This window comes from Alteromonas lipotrueiana (genome assembly GCF_019249245.1).
GTDB lineage: Bacteria > Pseudomonadota > Gammaproteobacteria > Enterobacterales > Alteromonadaceae > Alteromonas > Alteromonas lipotrueiana.
Genome location: NZ_JAESDK010000022.1, coordinates 21,159 through 42,073 on the forward strand (window position 1 = coordinate 21,159; position 20,915 = coordinate 42,073).

Sequence of the window (20,915 nt, forward strand, 5' to 3'; positions counted from 1 at the left end):
TTCTGGGCATAAAAAAACCGCAGTTAAAACTGCGGTTTTTATAAAGCAATTATGCGATAGAAGCGTCAACCCGCTCCCGCAATTCTTTGCCGGGCTTAAAGTGCGGAACATATTTACCTTCTAACTCGACTGTATCGCCGGTTTTAGGGTTACGTCCCGTTCTTGGCGCCCGGTAGTGAAGAGAAAAGCTACCAAATCCACGAATTTCTATCCGCTCACCCTTTTGCAGGGTTTGCGCCATTTGTTCAAGCAGCTCTTTTATCGCCAATTCTAAGTCTTTTGCAGGAAGGTGACGATATTGATCTGCGAGCCGCTCAATCAGTTCCGACTTGGTCATATAAACCTCTTTGTCAAAAATAAAATCTAAACAACAACTGCAAATCAAGTATACGCCAGATTTTCCAATCTGGCGCACTTTACCGGATTATTCGCCTTTAGCAGCTTTAAATGCTTCTGCCATAGCGCTTCCGAAGCCACCATCGTCTTGCTGGTTAACTTTCTCGATTGCGTCTTTCTCGTCAGCCTGGTCTTTTGCTTTAACAGACAGGTTAACAGCGCGGTTCTTACGATCTACGCCCATAAATTTCGCTTCGATTGATTCACCAACGTTAACCACTTCAGATGCGTCTTCAACACGGTCACGTGCTAAATCGGCAACCCGAATGTAGCCGTCAACTTCTTCAGCAAGATTTACCGTTACGCCTTTAGCGTCAACTTCGGTGACCGTACCGACAACAATAGTACCTTTCTTGTTATCAGCAAGATACTTGTTGAACGGGTCTTCTTCAATCTGCTTCACGCCAAGAGAAATACGCTCACGTTCTGGGTCGACCTGCAATACCACTGCAGAAATCTCGTCGCCTTTCTTGTAATCACGTACGGCTTCTTCGCCAGATTTATTCCAGCTGATATCAGACAAGTGAACTAAACCGTCGATGCCACCATCAAGACCGATAAAGATACCGAAGTCAGTGATTGACTTGATCTTACCAGTAACTTTGTCACCTTTTTCGTGTGACTTAGCAAACGTTTCCCAAGGATTATCAATACACTGTTTAAGACCCAGAGAAATACGACGACGTTCTTCGTCAATTTCAAGAACCATAACTTCAACAGTGTCACCCAGGTTAACAACCTTAGACGGGTGAATGTTTTTGTTAGTCCAATCCATCTCAGAAACGTGTACCAGACCTTCAACACCGTCTTCGATTTCAACGAAACAGCCGTAGTCAGTCAGGTTAGTTACCTGGCCAGAAATCTTAGTGCCTTCTGGGTAACGTTGTGAAATGTCCTGCCATGGATCGTTGCCCATCTGCTTCATACCAAGAGATACACGTTGTTTCTCTTTGTCGAACTTCAGAACTTTCACATTAATTTCATCGCCAACATTCACAATTTCACTTGGGTGCTTAACTCGCTTCCAAGCCATATCTGTGATGTGTAGCAGGCCGTCAACACCGCCCAGATCTACGAACGCACCGTAGTCTGTCAGGTTCTTAACGATACCTTTAATTTCATGACCTTCTTCAAGGTTAGCCAGCAATGACTCACGCTCGGCGCTGTTTTCAGCTTCGATAACGGCACGACGAGAAACGACTACGTTATTACGCTTAGCATCTAACTTGATTACTTTAAACTCAAGCTCTTTGCCTTCAAGGTGCGTAGTATCGCGAACCGGACGAACATCAACCAGAGAACCTGGTAAGAACGCACGTACACTGTTAACTTCAACAGTGAAACCGCCTTTAACTTTACCGTTGATAACACCTGTGATGGTTTCTTTTTCTTCGTATGCTTTTTCAAGCTCAACCCACGCTTCATGGCGCTTGGCTTTTTCACGAGAAAGAATAGTTTCACCAAAGCCGTCTTCTACTGCATCAAGTGCAACGTCAACAGTATCGCCAATTTCGATTTCTAATTCGCCTTCGGCGTTTTTAAATTGGTCTGCTGGAATAGCACTTTCTGATTTTAAGCCTGCGTCTACCAGTACGATATCTTTATCGATAGAAACAACAGTACCTTTTACGATCGAACCCGGACGGGTTTCAAGTTCTTGTAGGCTTTCTTCAAAAAGTTGTGCAAAATTTTCAGTCATAAGGTCTTTTAATTAAATACAGTTGAAATCCACATTACAATCCGGTTAACGTGGGGTTATTAATATATACCGTTACATCCTGTTACGGCTAACTGCAATGGCGCTATACTGCTCACATATTGCTGAGACGAGAAGAGATAACTTCCATTGCTTGGTCAAAGACTTGGGTAATATCCAGGTCAGTCGAATCAATTATTTCCGCATCTTCTGCCGGTATTAAAGGGGCAACACTACGATTGGTATCGCGTTCGTCCCGAGCTTTAATATCGGTTAAAAGGCGCGCAATGTTAACATCCATCCCTTTGGCTTTCAACTGTTCATAACGACGCTGCGCGCGTGCCTCTGCGCTGGCCGTTAAAAATAGCTTCACCTGGGCATTTGGAAAAACCACCGTCCCCATATCGCGACCATCAGCCACCAACCCCGGTTCGTGTTGAAAACCTCGCTGACGGCGCAGCAATGCTTCGCGTACTCTGGGAAGTGCAGCTACTTTAGAGGCGACCGCGCCTACCTGCTCTGTTCGGATATCATCGGTGACATCCTCACCTTCTAAAATAATACGAATAACATCTGCATCAGTTTCAAAGCTAACATCCAGGCAGGTAGCCAAAGGGACAATAGACTCTTCATCTTCGGCTGGAATATCATGATGCAGTGTTGCCACGGCCAGTACGCGATAAATCGCGCCACTGTCTAGAAAGTGCCATCCTAGCTTTTCTGCAAGAAGGCTACTAAGCGTTCCTTTACCGGCACCGCTTGGGCCATCAACCGTGACTACGGGAATCGGATGCATACCTGCTCCAGTTATTAACAAAAGGTTAAAAAATCGGGCGCAATTATACGCACTCCCACCGGTAGTGCAATGCTCTGTCCCCGAATCATACTACTGACCAAAAATCCAGTGCATTGCGCTCACCGTCTTACTGGCAAAGTGTGGCAAATCTTTCAAAATAATCTGGAAACGTTTTTGCCGTGCATCCCGGATCGTTTATGGTTACGGCTGTATTACTTAATGCAACTAGCGAAAAACACATCGCAATGCGGTGGTCATTGTAGGTATCTATAGCGGCATGCTGCAGTGTATCTGGTGGCGTGATAGTAATGTAATCCTGTCCCTCTTCCACCCCGGCACCTAACTTTTTTAATTCTGTTGCCATAGCATACAAACGATCGGTTTCTTTTACCCGCCAGTTATAAATATTGCTGATGGTGGTAGGCCCGCGGGCAAACAGCGCAGTGGTGGCAATCGTCATTGCTGCATCAGGTATGTGGTTCATGTCCATTGAAATACCCGACAAAGGAGCGCCGGTAACTTCAATATAATCTGTATGCCACTTGATTTTTGCGCCCATTTGCTCAAGTACTTCGGCAAAACGAATATCTCCCTGAATACTGTTTTTCCCAATACCGGTCACTTTTACCGTGCCACCTTTAATGGCGCCCGCCGCTAAAAAGTATGAGGCAGATGAGGCATCTCCTTCTACTAAGAAACGGCCGGGTGATACATAACGCTGGCCTGCCTCAATAGTAAAATTACGGTAATTGTTATTCGCCACCTCAACCCCGAATTGCGCCATTGTATTAAGAGTAATATCGATGTAGGGTTTGGAAACAAGTTCACCTTTGATTTTGATCGTGGTTGTTTCACTAAATAGCGGGGCGGCCATGAGTAAGGCGGTTAAAAACTGGCTAGACACACTTCCGTCAACGGTGATATCGCCGCCTTTTAAACGTTGACCTTTAATTGTCAACGGTGGATACCCTGCATTTTTCTGATAAACGATGTTTGCACCGGCTTGCTGTAAGCTCTCAACCAAATCGCCGATGGGCCGCTCTTCCATACGCGGCTCCCCAGTCAGACTTACTGATAACTCACTGGCAGCTAAAGCGGCGCAAAGCGGACGCATAGCGGTTCCGGCATTACCTAAAAAGAGCTCCAATGATTGCGAGTGGGAAAAAGCTCTTCCCAGACCGGTAACCGTACAACACGTATTATTGTTACTTAAAGAATAGTCCACCCCCAACATAGACAGTGCGTTGAGCATATGTCGAATATCATCGCTGTCTAAAAGATTGGTCAGTGTGGTTTCGCCTTCGGCCAGCGCAGCCAGCAATAACGCCCGGTTTGACAAACTTTTGGAGCCCGGTACATTCACCTCGCCCTGAACCCGGCCCACCGGCTGTAGTGTTAATTGTTGCATATTACTTATCCGTACTTACGTTCAAATTCGGTCATAAAACTAACCAGTGCGGTGACCCCTTCCAGCGGCATAGCGTTATAACTACTGGCACGCATTCCCCCTACTGAACGATGCCCTTTAAGCGCTTTAAGTCCTGCAGCTTCCGCCTCTTGTAAAAAACGGCTATCCAAATCAGCATTTGCCAGTTGAAAAGGTATATTCATTCTAGAACGGCATTCTGGATGAATCCGGTTTTGATAAAAGTCTGACGCGTCGATAGCATTGTATAGCGTAGCGGCTTTACGGTGATTACGGCGTGCCATTTCGTCTAAACCGCCGATAGATTTTAACCATTTAAACACCAGGCCCGCCAAATACCAGGAAAAAGTAGGCGGCGTGTTATACATAGAGTCGTGCTTCGCTGCCAGACTATAATCAAAAATAGACGGTGTCACCGACTGAGCTTTACCAACCAGCTCTTCATCTACTATCACCACCGACAGACCCGAAGGTCCGATATTCTTTTGAGCGCCGGCATACAACACACTGTAACGCGAAACATCAAGCGGCTGAGACAATATGGTAGAAGACATATCGGCGACTAGCGGCACACCGTTTGATTCGGGAAGCCAGTCGTACGCCACACCATCTACTGTCTCATTGGGACAAAAATGCAGATACGCCGCGTTAGCCTCAATTAATTCAGGATTGGGCGGCGGCATAAAAGTTAATCCATCTTTTATTTGGGGCTCGCCGATAATTTTAGCCTGATTATATTTGCTGGCTTCTGCGACCGCGCCTTTTGACCACGAACCTGAAACCAGATGTAAAGAAGACTGTTGAGGTGTAGATAAGTTTAGCGGAACCGCAGCAAATTGACCTCGCCCCCCGCCATGCATAAAAAGAACGTTGTAGTTATCAGGAACCGCTAATAAGTCACGTAGATCCTGTTCGGCCTGGCTTGCAACCTCTAAAAATTCGGATCCCCGATGGCTCACTTCCATAACCGAGGAGCCGCTTGCATTCCAGTCGACAAATTGCTCGCGAGCCTGCTGCATAACCGGTTCAGGAAGCATGGCCGGCCCCGCACTAAAATTAAACACTTTAGACATAGTCGTTTATCTCGTTGTAAAACAAAACAAGCGGCCAGAAGCCGCTTGCACATTAACCATCGCTAAACCGGCAAGCCGGTTTTAAGGATCAGTCGTCGGCTGCTGACGCTTCATCATCGTGGCTGTTATCTGGCTCTGCCACAGACTCCGTTGCTTGGGTAGAGTTTGCTTCGGGGCTCTGAATAACCGGATCGCCGTTTTCATCCAGTTCAATAACATCTTCAACTTCTTCGATGCGCTGTAAGCCTACTACCGCCTCGTTTTCTGCGGTACGAATCAGGCGAACGCCCTGTGTATTGCGGCTAACAACCGAAACTTCATCAACCCGGGTGCGCACCAGCGTGCCCTGGTTACTGATAAGCATTATTTCATCGGTCTCATCAACCTGTACCGCGCCTACAACTTTACCGTTGCGCTCTGATACTTTAATGGATACCACACCCTGGGTTGCCCGGCTCTTAGCAGGATAATCCTGTAACGGTGTACGTTTACCAAAACCGTTTTCGGTCGCAGTTAAAATAGCCCCGTCACCACGCGGTACAATTAATGATACAACGCGCTGACCCTCTTTTAACCGAATACCACGCACACCGGTAGCGGTACGACCCATAGGACGCAATGCTAACAACTCTTCATTAGTTTCAGGGTCGCGTTTAACCTCGCCGGTTTCTGAATCACGCAGTTTTTCATTGAATCGTACTACTTTACCTTCATCTGAAAACAACATGATATCGTCATCGCCATGCGTAATGGCAACGCCAATTAACTCATCGCCTTCATTCAAATTTACCGCAATAATGCCACTTGAACGCGGGCGTGAATACAGGCTCAAATCGGTTTTCTTAACGGTACCATTCGCCGTTGCCATTAATACAAACTTGCCTTCTTCAAATTCTTTGATAGGCAAAATGGCAGTAATACGCTCGTTTGGCTCCAAGGGTAAAATATTTACAATGGGCCGGCCACGGGCATTACGGCTGGCAAATGGCAGTTGATACACTTTGAGCCAGTACAAACGTCCACGAGTAGAAAAGCACAGAATATGATCATGGGTATTGGCCACCAGCAGACGTTCGATGATGTCTTCATTTTTCATCTTAGTGGCAGACTTGCCCTTACCGCCCCGACGCTGTGCTTCATAATCAGATAGTTTCTGATATTTTACATAGCCTTCCCGAGAAAGCGTAACCACCACTTCTTCACGCTCTATCAAATCTTCAATATCAATATCGTGAGTTGCGGCAGTGATTTCGGTACGACGTACATCACCAAATTCATCACGAACTTTTTCAAGCTCTTCACGAATGACTTCCATCAGACGTTCCGGGCTCTCAAGGATATGCATTAATTCAGCAATTTGCTCAAGCAAATCTTTGTACTCAGCCAGAATTTTTTCATGTTCCAGACCGGTCAATTTGTGTAAGCGTAAATCAAGAATAGCCTGAGCTTGTTGCTCAGTCAGGTAGTATTTATCGTCGCGAATTCCAAATTCAGGCGCCAGCCACTCTGGACGCGCCGCGTCATTGCCAGCACGTTCGAGCATTTGCGAGACATCGCCCAGTTCCCAGCCCTGGCCAACCAATGATTTTTTAGCATCGGCAGGACTGTTTGACGCTTTGATAAGCTCGATTACCGGGTCAATGTTAGCCAGGGCAATCGCCAGGCCTTCAAGAATGTGCGCCCGGTCACGTGCTTTGCGTAATTCGAATACGGTACGACGGGTCACTACCTCGCGGCGGTGCAAAATGAAGCACTCGAGTACTTCTTTAAGGTTGAAAACTTTTGGCTGGTTGTTATCCAGCGCCACCATGTTAATACCAAATACCGTTTGAAGCTGGGTATTGGCATACAAATGATTCAGTAATACTTCGGCTGACTCGTTACGCTTAACTTCAACAACAATGCGCATACCGTCTTTGTCAGATTCATCTCGTAGTGCCGAGATACCTTCTATACGTTTCTCTTTAACCAGGTCGGCAATCTTTTCAATCAAACGCGCCTTATTAACCTGATAAGGAATTTCGTTCACAATGATGGTTTCTTTACCATTGCTCTCGGTTTCGATATCGGCTTTAGCTCGTAAGTAGATTTTGCCGCGCCCGGTGCGATAGGCATCTTCGATACCCTTGCGACCGCTAATCATTGCAGCGGTAGGAAAGTCCGGACCCGGGATATGCTCCATCAGACCTTCAATAGCAATGTCAGGGTCTTCAATTAGCGCAATACAGCCGTTGATAACTTCATTCAGGTTGTGGGGGGGAATATTCGTCGCCATGCCCACGGCAATACCCGATGAACCATTAACCAACAGGTTAGGTACTTTGGTGGGCAAGACCTCTGGAATAAACTCAGTACCATCATAGTTTGGTACAAAGTCGACGGTTTCTTTGTCCAGGTCGGCCAGGAGTTCATGGGCAATTTTTGCCATACGAACTTCGGTGTAACGCATTGCTGCTGCCGAGTCGCCGTCAACCGAACCAAAGTTTCCCTGACCATCTACCAGCATGTACCGTAATGAAAAGGGCTGCGCCATACGCACAATAGTGTCATAAACTGCAGAGTCGCCATGCGGATGGTATTTACCAATCACATCACCCACCACACGGGCAGATTTTTTATACGGCTTATTGAAGTCGTTCTTCAATTCGTTCATGGCGAACAACACCCGACGGTGCACTGGTTTCAAACCGTCACGAACATCAGGTAACGCCCGGCCAACAATAACGCTCATCGCATAGTCGAGATAAGAGTTTTTAAGCTCCTCCTCTATGTTAACGGGGAGAATTTCTTTAGCGTTATCAGTCATAAACTGCTTTTTCCCTTAGCTTAGGTTTAGTGCGCACTAGCGGACATAAAAAGTCCGAAACAGCCGAACGGCTGGCTTCACACATTCTTATTATTGGGGTAATAGATCAATGAATGAGTGTATCACTGACCGGAGAAATTATGTAGCGGTTAATCACAGCAAATGCTAAGTAAGATCTCAAGCGTCTATTTTTCATCCATATACACCCCTACGCGTTCGCAAAAGCGTGCTATTAGGACTGGTTTTGCGCTATGTTAGTGTTTTAAGTTAACGATGGGGCCCGGTCATGGCAAATGTTGATCCGCAGGAGATTTCTAAATTTGGTGATTTGGCGTCTCGCTGGTGGGACACCGAAGGTGAATTTAAACCCCTTCACGCAATCAACCCGTTGCGTTTAGATTTTATCGCTCAGCATGTTGATGGTTTATTTGATAAAAAAGTTCTCGATGTGGGTTGCGGGGGCGGCATATTAGCTGAGTCGATGGCGCGAATGGGAGCGCAGGTTACAGGTATCGATATGGCTGAGGCGTCGCTTGAGGTCGCGCGATTGCATGGTTTAGAATCGGGCATACAGGTTAATTATGACTGCGTGACTGCCGAAACCTATGCCGCGCAACATGCGGGACAATTCGATGTCGTGACCTGTATGGAAATGCTAGAACATGTGCCCGACCCGGCCTCAGTGGTGGCTGCCTGTGCACAGTTAGTGAAACCCGGCGGCTCAGTCTACTTTTCTACATTAAACAGAAACCCTAAAGCGTATGCACTGGGTATTGTTGCAGCCGAATATATTTTGAAACTGGTTCCTAAAGGTACCCACCAGTATCAACGCTTTATCAAACCTTCTGAGCTGATGAGCATGATGGATAATTCAGGGCTGGTCACACGCCATGCTACAGGCCTGCATATGAATCCTGTCACGCAGACCTTTTATACGTCTGATCAGAACCTTGACGTCAACTATATGCTACACAGTGTAAAAGCGATGTGACACTACATCTAGTGCTGCTGTCAAATTTTGACCACTACATATCGATAATTTGTCAGCAGCCGCTTTATTTCACCCTAAAATTTTTAAATTTTATCTTCCGCTAAAAAAGGTTGCAATCTGGATATATGGCGATTGCAAATCCGTATTAGGTTAGTCACTACTAACATTAAAAACTTGACACTCCGAATGCACCATTTTGGTCCGGATATTCGGTTGCATTACACCTTAAACCTCACTATCTTGTGGCTATTCAATTAGACCCTTGGCGCACTCGTGTTGATATTTTCATCGACGAGGCTTAATGCATGTCGCGGGGCTATTTGCCATCGATAAAAATTGTCGGTTACGACTTATAATATAATCGGGCACTGCCCACGCGACCAGCGCTAACAGAAAAACGGCCAGATATCATGAATAACGATTTACTAGTCACCAAACGTAACGGTGAAAAAGAGCCCATTGACCTTGAAAAAATTCATAAAGTGGTGGCCTGGGCGGCAGAAGGCCTTAACAATGTTTCTGTTTCTCAGGTAGAAATTAAAGCGCAAATTCAGTTTTATGACGGTATCAAAACCGGTGAAATTCATGAGACCCTGATTAAATCGGCAGCCGACCTTATTTCAACCGATGCCCCGGATTATCAGTACCTGGCAGCGCGTCTGGCTGTATTTCATCTACGTAAAAAAGCCTATGGCCAGTTTGAACCCCCTGCCCTTTACGACCATGTCGTTAAAATGGTCGATGCGCAAAAATACGATGCGCATTTGCTCGAAGACTTTACCCCAGAAGAATTCGCCGAGATGGACTCTTACATTGATCACTGGCGTGATATGAACTTTAGCTATGCGGCGGTCAAGCAGCTGGAAGGTAAGTATCTGGTTCAAAACCGGGTGACCGGGGATATTTATGAAAGCGCTCAGTTTCTGTATATATTAGTGGCAGCGTGTTTATTTGCAAATTACCCCAAACAAACACGTTTGACCTACATACGACGCTTTTACAATGCGGCTTCGACTTTTAAGTTATCTTTACCAACGCCAATAATGTCAGGTGTACGCACCCCTACGCGCCAGTTTAGCTCGTGCGTATTAATTGAAACCGGCGATAGCCTGGACTCCATCAACGCGACCTCGTCGGCTATTGTTAAATACGTCAGTCAACGCGCGGGTATTGGCGTTAATGCTGGCCGTATACGGGCATTGGGTAGTCCTATTCGCGGGGGTGAAGCTTTTCATACCGGCTGTATTCCGTTTTATAAGTATTTTCAAACTGCGGTTAAAAGCTGCTCGCAAGGTGGTGTACGCGGCGGAGCTGCCACTTTATTTTACCCGTTGTGGCATTTAGAGGTTGAATCATTACTGGTTCTTAAAAATAACCGCGGTGTGGAAGAAAACCGGGTGCGTCATTTAGATTATGGTGTGCAGTTTAATAAACTGATGTACCAGCGCATGATGAAAGATGATTATATTACCTTGTTCAGCCCTTCTGATTGCCCGGGTATGTACGATGCGTTTTTTGCTGATCAGGCAAAATTTGAAGAGCTATATGTAAAATACGAAAACGACGACAGTATTCGTAAAAAACGCATCAAGGCCATGGAGCTGTTTAGTCTATTTATGCAAGAGCGTGCTTCTACAGGTCGTATTTATCTGCAGAATGTTGATCACTGCAATACCCACAGCCCATTCGACCCCTCGGTGGCTCCGGTACGACAAAGTAATCTGTGTCTTGAGATTGCGCTGCCTACCAAGCCATTGCGTCATGTGAACGATGAAGAAGGCGAAATTGCCTTGTGTACTCTGTCGGCCTTCAACCTGGGCGCCATTGAATCAACAGACGAATTTGCAGAGTTATCAGATTTAGCCGTGCGCGCCTTAGACAGTTTACTGGATTATCAGGATTACCCGGTGCCGGCGGCCCGCAATGCGACGATGAATCGCCGTACCCTGGGTGTGGGCGTGATTAACTTTGCCTACTTTTTGGCTAAAAATAACGTGCGTTATTCTGATCACAGCGCCAATGGGCTGGTTCATCGTACCTTCGAAGCAATGCAGTATCATCTGCTTAAGGCATCAAACAACTTAGCCAAAGAAAAAGGTGCGTGTCCTAAGTTTCACGAAACTACGTATTCGCAAGGTATTATGCCTATTGATTCTTATAAAAAGGATCTGGACTCAGTGTGCAACGAACCATTGCATTGTGACTGGGATTCACTGCGCGAAGACATTAAAACTCACGGCCTGCGCAATTCGACCTTATCAGCGTTGATGCCCTCAGAAACCTCATCGCAAATATCTAATGCAACAAACGGTATTGAGCCGCCACGAGGGCATATCAGCATTAAATCGAGCAAAGATGGTGTGTTAAAGCAGGTGGTGCCTGAGTACGAGACTCTTAAAGAAAAATACGAGCTGTTGTGGGATATTCCATCTAATGATGGTTACCTGCAACTGGTGGGTATTATGCAAAAATTTATCGACCAAACGATATCTGCCAATACCAACTACGATCCAAGTCGTCATGCTAATGGCAAAGTGCCCATGAAACTGTTATTAAAAGACTTATTAACAGCCTACAAACTGGGCGTTAAAACACTTTATTATCACAATACTCGTGATGGTGCAGCTGACGCGAGCTCTGTGGAAGTTAAAAGCCAGCAGCAAAAACCGCTGGCACAGGAAGCCATCATTGAAGAAGATGACGATTGCGCAGGGGGTGCGTGTAAAATATGATAGCTGTGTTTTATAAAGTGTAACATTATTGTGGATAACTTTCCGTTACACTAAATAAATCAATAACTTAGAAAGGGGCGCTTGACGCCCCTTTTTTGCTCACTATACTTGAATATCTTTTCTTAGTTTAAAGTGTAACATTTCGATGCGTTATTCAGTTCTAAGCATACCTCACCCACAGTACAACGATCAGAGGCTACCATTACTGATCGATAAGAATAATTTTAGCATTCCCGAGCCTAGCTCAGCGTTATGGATATGGGATTTATGGCTTTCCGGGAAGTTCAATACGGTAGAAGCTAGAGCACGCGATCTTTGCGTGTTTTATGAGTTCGTAAGCACTGAGTATAGCGATTTCTTTTCTGATGCTGCACGGTTAAAAACATTGTCTTCAAGGCAAGTAAATCAACTCACAAGTTTTCTGTTACTCAACTTTAACCATAACATTGAAGACCATATTTTGATCGCTCCCTCCACGTTTAATCGCAGGTTGGACTCCATTCGATCCTTTTTAAGATTTCACTACTCACGTTATATAGCCCGTGTAGAGAATATTGAAATGGCAGATATTCATCAGAAGAGAGTAGATAAGCTGGACGCTCTACTCAAGAAGAAGAAATATTCAACTTGCGATGTAGAAAACCAAACTCGCCAGATTCCCCCCCTTTCACCAGCGGAAATTGAAATAATCAAGCTTGTGATCCGCCCCTCAAGCGACGACCTCAAAAACGAGGTAAACCCCTTCCGTACGAGCCTTCAAATTAGAAATGCATGCCTCATATTGCTTCTAATTGAACTTGGCTGTAGGGCTTCTGAGTTGGTTTTGCTAAGGAATAACGACCTGGACTTAAAATTAACTCATAATGCCACGGTCGTTATTCAACAGTCCGCCGCGGGAAACAACTTAAAACGGCATCGTCGAGATGGAGCATCTCATAAAACACGAAATCGCGAACTCCCTATCAGTCCTGGATTACGTGATTTAATCGTAGAATATATTGAAGATCACCGGCCAAAGCTTCGCAAGCCTTACAGGGGACAATTGACAGGTTATCTTTTTGTGAGTGAACACGACGGCGGTGCAATGACAACTTCAGGCCTTGAGTATGTGGTCGAAACAATCTTTAATAAGACCAAGGGATTAGCTGATGTTATTACGCCCCATCGTTTTCGAGTGGCAAGAATGAATGAATTGCGAGAGTCGGTTGACAATAAATATGCAAACAGCAACTCTCCTATGATTAAAGCTGGCGACATGCAAGATACACTTACGACTTGGGGAGGATGGACTAGCACAAGCTCGATGCCTAAGCGCTACACTAACGCTCATCTAATGAGAAAAATAAACGAATATTTAGCCGAAAAAGATACTAAAAAGGGGCCTGTGGATGGCGCATGCAAACACAGTTTATCTAGCAAATCAGAGCGTAGATTGTTATGAATACTTATACGCGGAAGCAAAACGCCTAAATCATGATTACGAACCACTTCCCTACGAGATAGAGACTTTTTTTGGTCAGAAGGTCACGATTCGCAATTCAGACGGACGGTTAAAGAGTTCAATACGCTTAATCAATTTAGGCAGTCGAACTGCGAATTTCAGGCTAAGCGACAAATATTCAAAATACGACTATCTGAGCTATATAGCGATACAGTGCTGGCTCGACACAGCAATAACACGCAGTCCATCCATGATAATGCACTATGCCTACGGACTTCCTGTGCTTCAACATATTTCGCTTTCTGATGAAGCGCTACTTAATGAGGCAGTGTTTGCTAAGGAGATCGCCTCCCAATTATCCAGGCTGATATTAGAAAACAAACAAAATCAAAGTGTCTGGTTGTCTATTCGGGCATTCGCTAATTACGCTATTGAAAACTGCTATTGGGGTTTTGACGAAACCCTTGTGTTTAAGCTCGCTGAAACAAAAATTAAAAATCATGGCCAGAAGGCGCGTGTATCTCTGCTGGATCATGAATACGGGCCTTTTACACGATCAGAAATAGGAGAAATCACGCAGGCATTGCAAAATGATGACGTAAATATCCATGAACGGGTTATGATAAAGTTGGCAATGCAGTTTGGTTTACGCCCTATTCAACTCGCGCTGTTGCGAGAATCAGATATTTATTATGACGCCTCTAAGCTGGGTTGGTATATCAATATCCCTCGCGTAAAAGGGAAAGTATCCCAGCTTCGCCGAAATCAAAATAACTTCGTGCTTCGGGAGTTATCAGATGATCTGGCAAATGAGATTGGTGAACTAATCAAGCAGGATGCCGTTAGGTCACTAACTCATCCTAAAGGCACCCCACTTCCTCGTCCCCTGTTTAAAAGAGAGCAAGTCGACAAGGAGTTAATTGTAGATGATAAGTTAACAGAATATGCATGGCATAAAAATTCGAATGCGTTAACTCATAAATTCATTTCATTAGGCAAGCGATTAAACATATTTTCAAGACATGTAAAGGATGATAACGGCGACCCCACGCTACTGAGAATTTCATGTTACCGGTTCAGGTATACCTTGGGTACTCGTATGGTTCTGGAGGGGAAAACACCAGAAGAGCTCGCTATTGCCCTAGATCACGGTTCCACTAACTCGGTTCAACATTACTTTCGTTACAATAGAGATTTGATTGATTTTATTGACGACACATTTGACTCTTCAATAGTGCTAGAAAATGCCGTCATGCGATGGAAAGGGTTCCTTATTGACGAAAACGACAGTTCCGTCGGAGGTAGGCTGATTCGGACGAGCTCAATTGCAAATCTTGGGAAATGTTTAAAGCAAACCAGCTGTGAGTTTCATCCTACTGTTAGTTGTTATGGATGCGGAAAATTCAGGCCATTTAAAAATGCAGATCATCAGGCCCAACTAAAAGTTATTGAAGCAGAGAGAGAGTTTGTCCAGCAACATTCATCTGGCCCCGTACGGCACCAATTGGATGAAGCTTTACAAGGGGCTATCGAAATCTGCGAGGCTCAAAACTTGTTAAGGGTATACGGATTTAATGGTTGATGGGGCACCTTCACCCCATCAATCTGATACCACCCTCAGATGGTTGATAGATCGACTCCGTAGTTGAGTTCCTCTGCGAAGTCCGGCAGTCCGTAACCGATGGTTTTCTTGTAGAAAGGAGAGACCTTCGCAGTCGGTGCCTTCTTCTTGTGCTTCGTGGTGTAGAGCATTCGTGCCCGCATCACCTCGAAGGAGTAACCGCGCCCTTCACGGTTCTTGTCCTTGGCCAGTCGGTTGATGGACTCCGTGTAAGCGTTGGTGACGGGCATGTCCGTCTCGAAGTAGGTCATGGTCTCTTCGCGCCAGTTTCCCACTGCCCTGACCAGATCGCTCCAGACTTCCTTTTGGCCCTTCGGGATGGTGGCTATCCACTCGTCCAGGGCGGCTTCTGCCTGGAGCCGTGTGGTGGCGTCCCAGATGCCGTAGAAGCGCTCCTTGTGCTCGTAGGCGGCCAGCAGTTGCGGGAACGCGCCTGTCCAGGTCTCCATGATGAGGCGCTCCCGGTCTGAGACTTCGTGAGCGCGTTTCAGCAGGATTTTCCGGTCTCCCTTGAGAGTCCGGCTCTGGGACGGTTTCAGCTCCTTTCTGAGGCCCTTGCGCACTCTCTCTAGGGCATCGTTGGCCATGCGCACCACATGGAACTTATCGACCACGATACGGGCCTGGGGCAGCACAGCCTTGACCGCTGCCCGGTAGGGGTTCCACATGTCCATGCTGACGATCTCGACCTTCTGCCGGTCTTTCAGCTTCATCAGGTAGTTGGTCACCACGTCCTGGCGGCGGGTGGCCAGCAGGTCGAGCAGGGTTCGCTCCTCAATGTTGGTCAGAATGCAGCGGTAGCGCTTGTTCAGGTATAGCTCGTCAATGCCCAGGATGCGGGGCGTCTCGAAGCGGTGCCAGCGCCCCAGGAACTCGGCGCGGGCGTTGAAGATGTCGCGCACCGTCTTCTCGTCCAGGCCGGTCTGTGCCGCCACAAAGGTGTAGGGGTGGTTGAAGGATTCCTTCTCCACGTACTCATGCAGCCGCAGTGTCATACGGAATCCGTCCACCATCTCCGGTAACTGGGGCCTGAATGTTGTCTTGCAGGCCCGGCAGGTGTATCGGCGGCGGACCACCCAGAGAGTGACCCGCTTGCCGTGGATGGGCAGATCACGATAGGGAACGTCACGCTTGCCGAACCGTACGAACTCACCCTGCACGCCGCATTCCTCGCGGGCGATGGGATCGGGCACGTCCACCTGGAAGTGCATTTCGTCGTCGGTTGATTTGCAGCCCAGTACTTGGTATTGCGGCAGGTGAAGGATGTTGTCGGGAAGTTCGGTCATGGTGTTGTATAGGCGTAGGTGTCAGTCAGATCCATCCGACTCGGCATTGGTGTTTGCTTTTTTACCCAACAAGCTGCTGGAAACGAAAAGTAAGGCACCGAGGACAATTGCAATATCAGCCAGGTTGAAGGCCGGCCAATGCCAGTCTCGCCAATAGAAATCAAAGGAATCCACAACATAGCCGCGAAAGACCCGGTCAATCAGGTTGCCCATGGCGCCACCGAGGATAAGACTGTAAGCGATGGCTTCTCCTTTATGACGATTTTCAAGGATCAGCTTGATCAGAAAAATCGAGACCACTACCGCGATTCCGATAAAAAAGTAGCGCTGCCAGCCTCCACCATTCGCAAAAAGACTGAATGCGGCACCGGTGTTCCTTAGGTGCACCCAGTTAAAGAACGGGGTCACCGAAACAGACTCGCCATAGGCCATTGATTGCTGCACCAGCCACTTTACAGCTTGATCAGACGTTGCCAGCAGGCCCGATATGGACAACAGGGCGTACGGCGAGAGCTTTTTGCCAATAATGAGCATTATTTAACCCTTGAGCGCCAGAATGCGCCTGGCACCGTTAAGCACGACGAGCCCCGCGATGGTGCCGATAATTAGATCCGGATAATTGGAACCGGTCCACACGACCAGGGCGCCGGCGGTGATGACCCCCAGGTTGATCACCACGTCGTTGGCCGAGAATATCCAGCTTGCCTTCATGTGCGCCCCGCCCTCCCGATGTTTGGATATGAGCAGCAGACAACTGGTATTGGCAATCAATGCGACGAATGCGATAGCCATCATCACCAGCGATTCAGGCTCACTACCGAATACAAAGCGTCTCACCACCTCTATGAGTACGCCCACAGCCAAGATCAGTTGCAGTACACCAGCAACATGCGCGGCACGTAGCTGCATTCTCACGCTATGTCCAACCGCATAAAGTGCGAGCCCGTACACGGCCGCATCGGCGAAATTGTCCAGGGACTCTCCAATCAGGCCGGTGGACTGGGCGATCAGGCCGGCTGTCATTTCCACTACGAAAAGGAGCGCATTGATGCCGAGCAACCAGCGCAGAGTCCCGGATTCTTGCGTGGCAGAGGCTGCCGAGAACTCGGCCGCCTTGATGGTCTCCGGATCGGCAGCGACGCTTTCCTGAAGCGAGGCGCCTAGCTCCAAGGTCTTCAGCTTCGCGGTGACGGGCTCGACCTCACCGTCATGCACGACCTTCAACCGGCGGTTCGACAAGTCGAAGGACAGTGCCCGAATCCCCTCAACGCCGTTCAGGGCCAGGCGAATCATGCGCTCTTCTGATGGACAGTCCATCTTCGGCACGGCATAAACACTGACCCATTCCCCCGACGCATCGGAGGAGGCCTGCATATCGGTATCCGCCGCAGGCCTTGCATGGTCGCCACAGGGGCCTCCGCAGTTTTTACTCATGATATGACTCCACTTGAATGTGATCGGGTTTTCATTTAAAACTATATAGTCGCTATAAGGTCAATAGCGTAGAGAATCCGTTGCGGAGGAACCCGATGCGTATTGGTCAGTTGGCACAGTCAGTAGGGGTAGATACACAGACGATCCGCTTCTACGAACGGCAGGGCTTGTTGCCGCCGCCTGGTCGGCAGGAGAACGGTTACCGTGTCTATACCGAGAAACACGTTGAGCGGCTGGCCTTTATTCGTCGCTGCCGCAGCCTGGATCTGTCACTGGCAGAAATTCACGAACTAAAGCGCTATCAGGACGACCCTCATCAGTCCTGTACCGCTGTCAATGCCTTGCTCGATGATCACATCTCTCATGTGCGCTCGCAGATAACCGCTCTACAGGCACTTGAGAAACAACTCGTTTCACTAAGAGCGCGTTGCAACGATGACCGGGAAGTTAAGGCGTGTGGGGTTCTTGCTGGAATTAGCGAGGGAAGCATGCATCAGCAGTAGGTTGGAGTGCCAACCAGATAATCCGATGAGATGCCGGTTTGCCTCACTCTCATGCAAAGGTAAGATCAACCATTTAATCCGCTTACCCCTTGTTAAAAAAGGAATCGGACTCATGAACAGCGTCGGGGACCTCGATAAGATCCGTCAAAACAAGCGTTTACGAAGTGTTTTATTACGATTAGATGAACTAGAAAGAAATGCCCGCGACGAGTTCGAAACTTTAAGCCAGACAGATCCTCAATTGGGGGGATGGACAGATGATGTATGGCGATACCAAAATCGTAGCATCTATTTTACGAAGCCATTGGACGCAAATGAAAATCTAGTTACTGGAAAAACGAAAAAGTCCGATAGAGAGCCTGTAGACGGCGTTTGGGCAGTTATAATGCGACTGTGGGCTCTCAAAGGTATTAAAAACGGTAAAGTCGGGAGAACCATCTCCACTGAACTTGGGGCACTATCGTGGCTCGCCAACTCTGTATCATACATGGATGAGTCACTCATTAAGTTCAACCAATCCACTCTTGACGCAACCATCCCAGCACTTGAATTGCGCTTTAAGCGCCGTGGCCCATTTGAGCGCTATAAAACCATGGTATCCATTACTAAACAGTTGCTGATTCCTTTCAAAATTGTACCTCGGTTTAATCCTAAAGTTAACATGAAGAACCCAGCCCACGAGCAAGCTGATGTCACAACAAGCAAATACGAAGAACGCCGAAATAAAAAATATGATCAAAATATAGACAAGTATTTAGGCCAGGTTAAAGCCAAATTTGATAACTTCAAGCACCTTAAAATACAAGATGAAGCCCACTCCCATCCAGAACCAAAAGAGGGTTATGATGAATTAAGACTCCTCGCGGTTCCTTTTTTGATGGCCTTCGGGTTACGCATAGGTGAATTGTGCAGGCTTACAGATGACTGCATCGAATATGACGAGGTTAACGAAAAATACTATCTGAAGGTTTTAACAGAGAAAGGCGAACTCCCAAGCGCTCGTCCAGTACCACGCATGTGGGAAGATGTCATCGTAAGCTCATACAAGCGGATAAAGGAATTGACAACAGAACACCGTGCGTTCGCTAAGAAAGTAGAGCAAGATGCGTCTTCAGCTTTCCTTTCTGCTCTTAAATTTGACTCTAGACCAGCTCAATTAACCGAAGCATTGAAAAAAAATGGTTACAATCCAAACTTATATTTCTTGCGTTCAGAAGTCAGCCCGTCACGTGAAGTGCAACATGAGAGCGGCATTTCATACAGCGCCTTGAGGATAAGATACGCAACGGCTGAAGTTGGCCTCATTAAATACAAAAGTCCCAGAGCAAAAAAAAATCAATCCCATACGGTGTACAGCAAAGAAAAAATATCGTCTATCGCATATTCAACGTACCAAGCTTATCGACAAAAAATTTACAACGAGAACCACATTGATGAGAATAAAATTGGCAGCTTTTCATCGAAAAGTTTCTCTGTATCCGTCCCATTTAGTCAGCTTCTCTTTATAGTAAAAGATGAGACATTTACGAGCCAATCCTCAGGTCATGGATTCATCCCTCATCCAATGACAGCAAAGTCATTTTCGAGTTGGATATCAAACGACAAGTCTTCGAGGAGTAAAACCGTTTTTGAGCGATACGATATAAGAGATGAGGACGGAAACGTAGTATCCATAAAGACTCATCAAATTCGTCATTGGCTGACGACTGCGCTTAAGCGTTCAGGGAAAAATGAAATGATGATTGACCTGTTCATGGGCCGAACACCGGGACAAGGTCGACATTATGACTATCGGACATCAAAAGAACGCGCTGAAACTATTCGTGAGCGCTATTTGAGCCAGCCCCCACCAGATGATGCCCTTGGCCGGCGAATAAAGCGTATGCGCGACAACGATGTCCCTGAAAGCGAGATAGACTGGGTTCTAAACCATACAATGTCGGTGATTCACTATACTCCATGGGGTACATGCAAGAGAGACCTAGACGTAAGTCCTTGCGAAAAAGGTATGATGTGCCTAAGGGGAGATACAGGTGAAGGGTGCGAACATTTTGGTATCGACCCGGACGATCTAGAAGCAAAGCAAAACATCTTAAATACAAAAACTCACTACGAAAATCAGCTTGCCGCACTAATTCCAAATTACCGCGAATTAACTGAAAAGCTCAATACAGAAGAACCTCTAGATCAGCATATTAAGTTTTGCATTGACACGGTAAAAGGATGTGAGAATGCTTTAAAGTCCTATGAAAACTGGACTGAGAAAAAGAACCAAAGAATAGACGTCGTTCAAGTATATGATCCGGAGGCAATGTAGATGGCTAACAGAAATTGGGAACCTAAAGCATTATCGTCCTTGCAGTGGTTTGCCGAAAATCCAGAATTTAAAGGTGAGTTTGGTCACCAGTATTTTGTCGATAATCTAGGTGTCAGCAGAATGACGCTTAATCGCAGTAAGAAATACATGAAACGGTACCGAGAGGTGAAAGAAATACTCAAGGGCTACCAATCCACCGAGCCAAATACAGGCCCGGCTCCAGTTGATGGAATGAAGCAGAAACTTGAAAGTAAGAATAAACAAATTGAAGACTTAAAGAGTCAAGTTGAGGCGTTACAGTTACGGCTTAACGACTGCTACCAAATGTTAGAAGACCACAATATAGACCCTCAGTTTGTATACACTCCACGACTTAAAAAGCACACAGAGGTGTAAG

General features: G+C 46.7%; 16 protein-coding genes. 7 read left to right on the forward strand and 9 right to left on the reverse strand.

Annotation, left to right across the window (positions count from 1 at the left end; all coding sequences use genetic code 11):
• Nucleotides 1-49 precede the first annotated feature (49 nt).
• The 6 genes from ihfB to gyrA form a co-directional block, all read right to left on the reverse strand.
• The gene (gene ihfB / locus JK130_RS13990) at nt 50-337 is read right to left on the reverse strand and encodes an integration host factor subunit beta (protein WP_218354946.1); all 288 of its coding nucleotides are present in this window, start codon (nt 335-337) and stop codon (nt 50-52) included.
• 87 nt (nt 338-424) lie between these two features.
• On the reverse strand, nt 425-2,095 hold the full coding sequence (gene rpsA / locus JK130_RS13995) for a 30S ribosomal protein S1 (RefSeq protein ID WP_218354947.1): 1,671 nt from the start codon (nt 2,093-2,095) through the stop codon (nt 425-427).
• Nucleotides 2,096-2,207: 112 nt separating this feature from the next.
• A complete protein-coding gene (cmk, locus tag JK130_RS14000; RefSeq protein WP_218354948.1) occupies nt 2,208-2,888 on the reverse strand; it encodes a (d)CMP kinase in 681 nt (226 codons plus the stop codon).
• A gap of 127 nt (nt 2,889-3,015) precedes the next feature.
• Complete coding sequence (gene aroA, locus JK130_RS14005) at nt 3,016-4,296, reverse strand: 3-phosphoshikimate 1-carboxyvinyltransferase (protein WP_218354949.1); 1,281 nt, start codon at nt 4,294-4,296, stop codon at nt 3,016-3,018.
• 5 nt (nt 4,297-4,301) lie between these two features.
• Entirely contained in the window at nt 4,302-5,387 is a 1,086-nt protein-coding gene (gene serC, locus JK130_RS14010) for a 3-phosphoserine/phosphohydroxythreonine transaminase (protein WP_218354950.1), read from the reverse strand.
• A gap of 88 nt (nt 5,388-5,475) precedes the next feature.
• Nucleotides 5,476-8,193: a DNA topoisomerase (ATP-hydrolyzing) subunit A gene (gene gyrA, locus JK130_RS14015; RefSeq protein WP_218354951.1), complete on the reverse strand. Its 2,718-nt coding sequence runs from the start codon at nt 8,191-8,193 to the stop codon at nt 5,476-5,478.
• Between the two features lie 286 nt (nt 8,194-8,479).
• On the opposite strand from gyrA, the gene ubiG reads away from it, so the two are divergent.
• The 4 genes from ubiG (at nt 8,480) to JK130_RS14035 (ending at nt 14,939) form a co-directional block, all read left to right on the forward strand.
• Nucleotides 8,480-9,184 carry a bifunctional 2-polyprenyl-6-hydroxyphenol methylase/3-demethylubiquinol 3-O-methyltransferase UbiG gene (ubiG, locus tag JK130_RS14020; protein WP_218354952.1) on the forward strand — a complete coding sequence of 235 codons (705 nt, stop codon included), beginning with the start codon at nt 8,480-8,482 and terminating at the stop codon, nt 9,182-9,184.
• 410 nt (nt 9,185-9,594) lie between these two features.
• On the forward strand, nt 9,595-11,916 hold the full coding sequence (nrdA, locus tag JK130_RS14025; RefSeq protein WP_218354953.1) for a class 1a ribonucleoside-diphosphate reductase subunit alpha: 2,322 nt from the start codon (nt 9,595-9,597) through the stop codon (nt 11,914-11,916).
• A gap of 145 nt (nt 11,917-12,061) precedes the next feature.
• On the forward strand, nt 12,062-13,357 hold the full coding sequence (locus tag JK130_RS14030; RefSeq protein ID WP_218354954.1) for a tyrosine-type recombinase/integrase: 1,296 nt from the start codon (nt 12,062-12,064) through the stop codon (nt 13,355-13,357).
• Nucleotides 13,305-14,939, forward strand: a complete 1,635-nt coding sequence (locus JK130_RS14035) for a site-specific integrase (RefSeq protein ID WP_218354955.1) — start codon at nt 13,305-13,307, stop codon at nt 14,937-14,939. Before JK130_RS14030 ends, JK130_RS14035 begins: the two co-directional genes overlap by 53 nt.
• A gap of 35 nt (nt 14,940-14,974) precedes the next feature.
• Here the strand turns inward: JK130_RS14035 and JK130_RS14040 are convergent, their stop codons facing one another.
• From JK130_RS14040 to JK130_RS14050, 3 genes are read right to left on the reverse strand one after another with little or no spacing between them, the layout of a single operon-like run.
• Nucleotides 14,975-16,264: an ISL3-like element ISPpu12 family transposase gene (locus tag JK130_RS14040; protein ID WP_218354956.1), complete on the reverse strand. Its 1,290-nt coding sequence runs from the start codon at nt 16,262-16,264 to the stop codon at nt 14,975-14,977.
• A 21-nt stretch (nt 16,265-16,285) separates the two neighbouring features.
• Complete coding sequence (gene lspA / locus JK130_RS14045; protein WP_218354957.1) at nt 16,286-16,798, reverse strand: signal peptidase II; 513 nt, start codon at nt 16,796-16,798, stop codon at nt 16,286-16,288.
• A gap of 3 nt (nt 16,799-16,801) precedes the next feature.
• The gene (locus tag JK130_RS14050) at nt 16,802-17,698 is read right to left on the reverse strand and encodes a cation efflux transmembrane domain-containing protein (RefSeq protein WP_218354958.1); all 897 of its coding nucleotides are present in this window, start codon (nt 17,696-17,698) and stop codon (nt 16,802-16,804) included.
• Nucleotides 17,699-17,793: 95 nt separating this feature from the next.
• Between JK130_RS14050 and cadR the strand changes: the two genes are divergently transcribed.
• The 3 genes from cadR to JK130_RS14065 all read left to right on the forward strand — a co-directional run bounded on the left by cadR (nt 17,794) and on the right by JK130_RS14065 (nt 20,914).
• A complete protein-coding gene (gene cadR / locus JK130_RS14055; protein WP_218354959.1) occupies nt 17,794-18,201 on the forward strand; it encodes a Cd(II)/Pb(II)-responsive transcriptional regulator in 408 nt (135 codons plus the stop codon).
• 112 nt (nt 18,202-18,313) lie between these two features.
• Complete coding sequence (locus JK130_RS14060) at nt 18,314-20,518, forward strand: hypothetical protein (RefSeq protein ID WP_218354960.1); 2,205 nt, start codon at nt 18,314-18,316, stop codon at nt 20,516-20,518.
• Complete coding sequence (locus tag JK130_RS14065) at nt 20,519-20,914, forward strand: hypothetical protein (RefSeq protein ID WP_218354961.1); 396 nt, start codon at nt 20,519-20,521, stop codon at nt 20,912-20,914.
• Nucleotide 20,915: the final 1 nt, after the last annotated feature.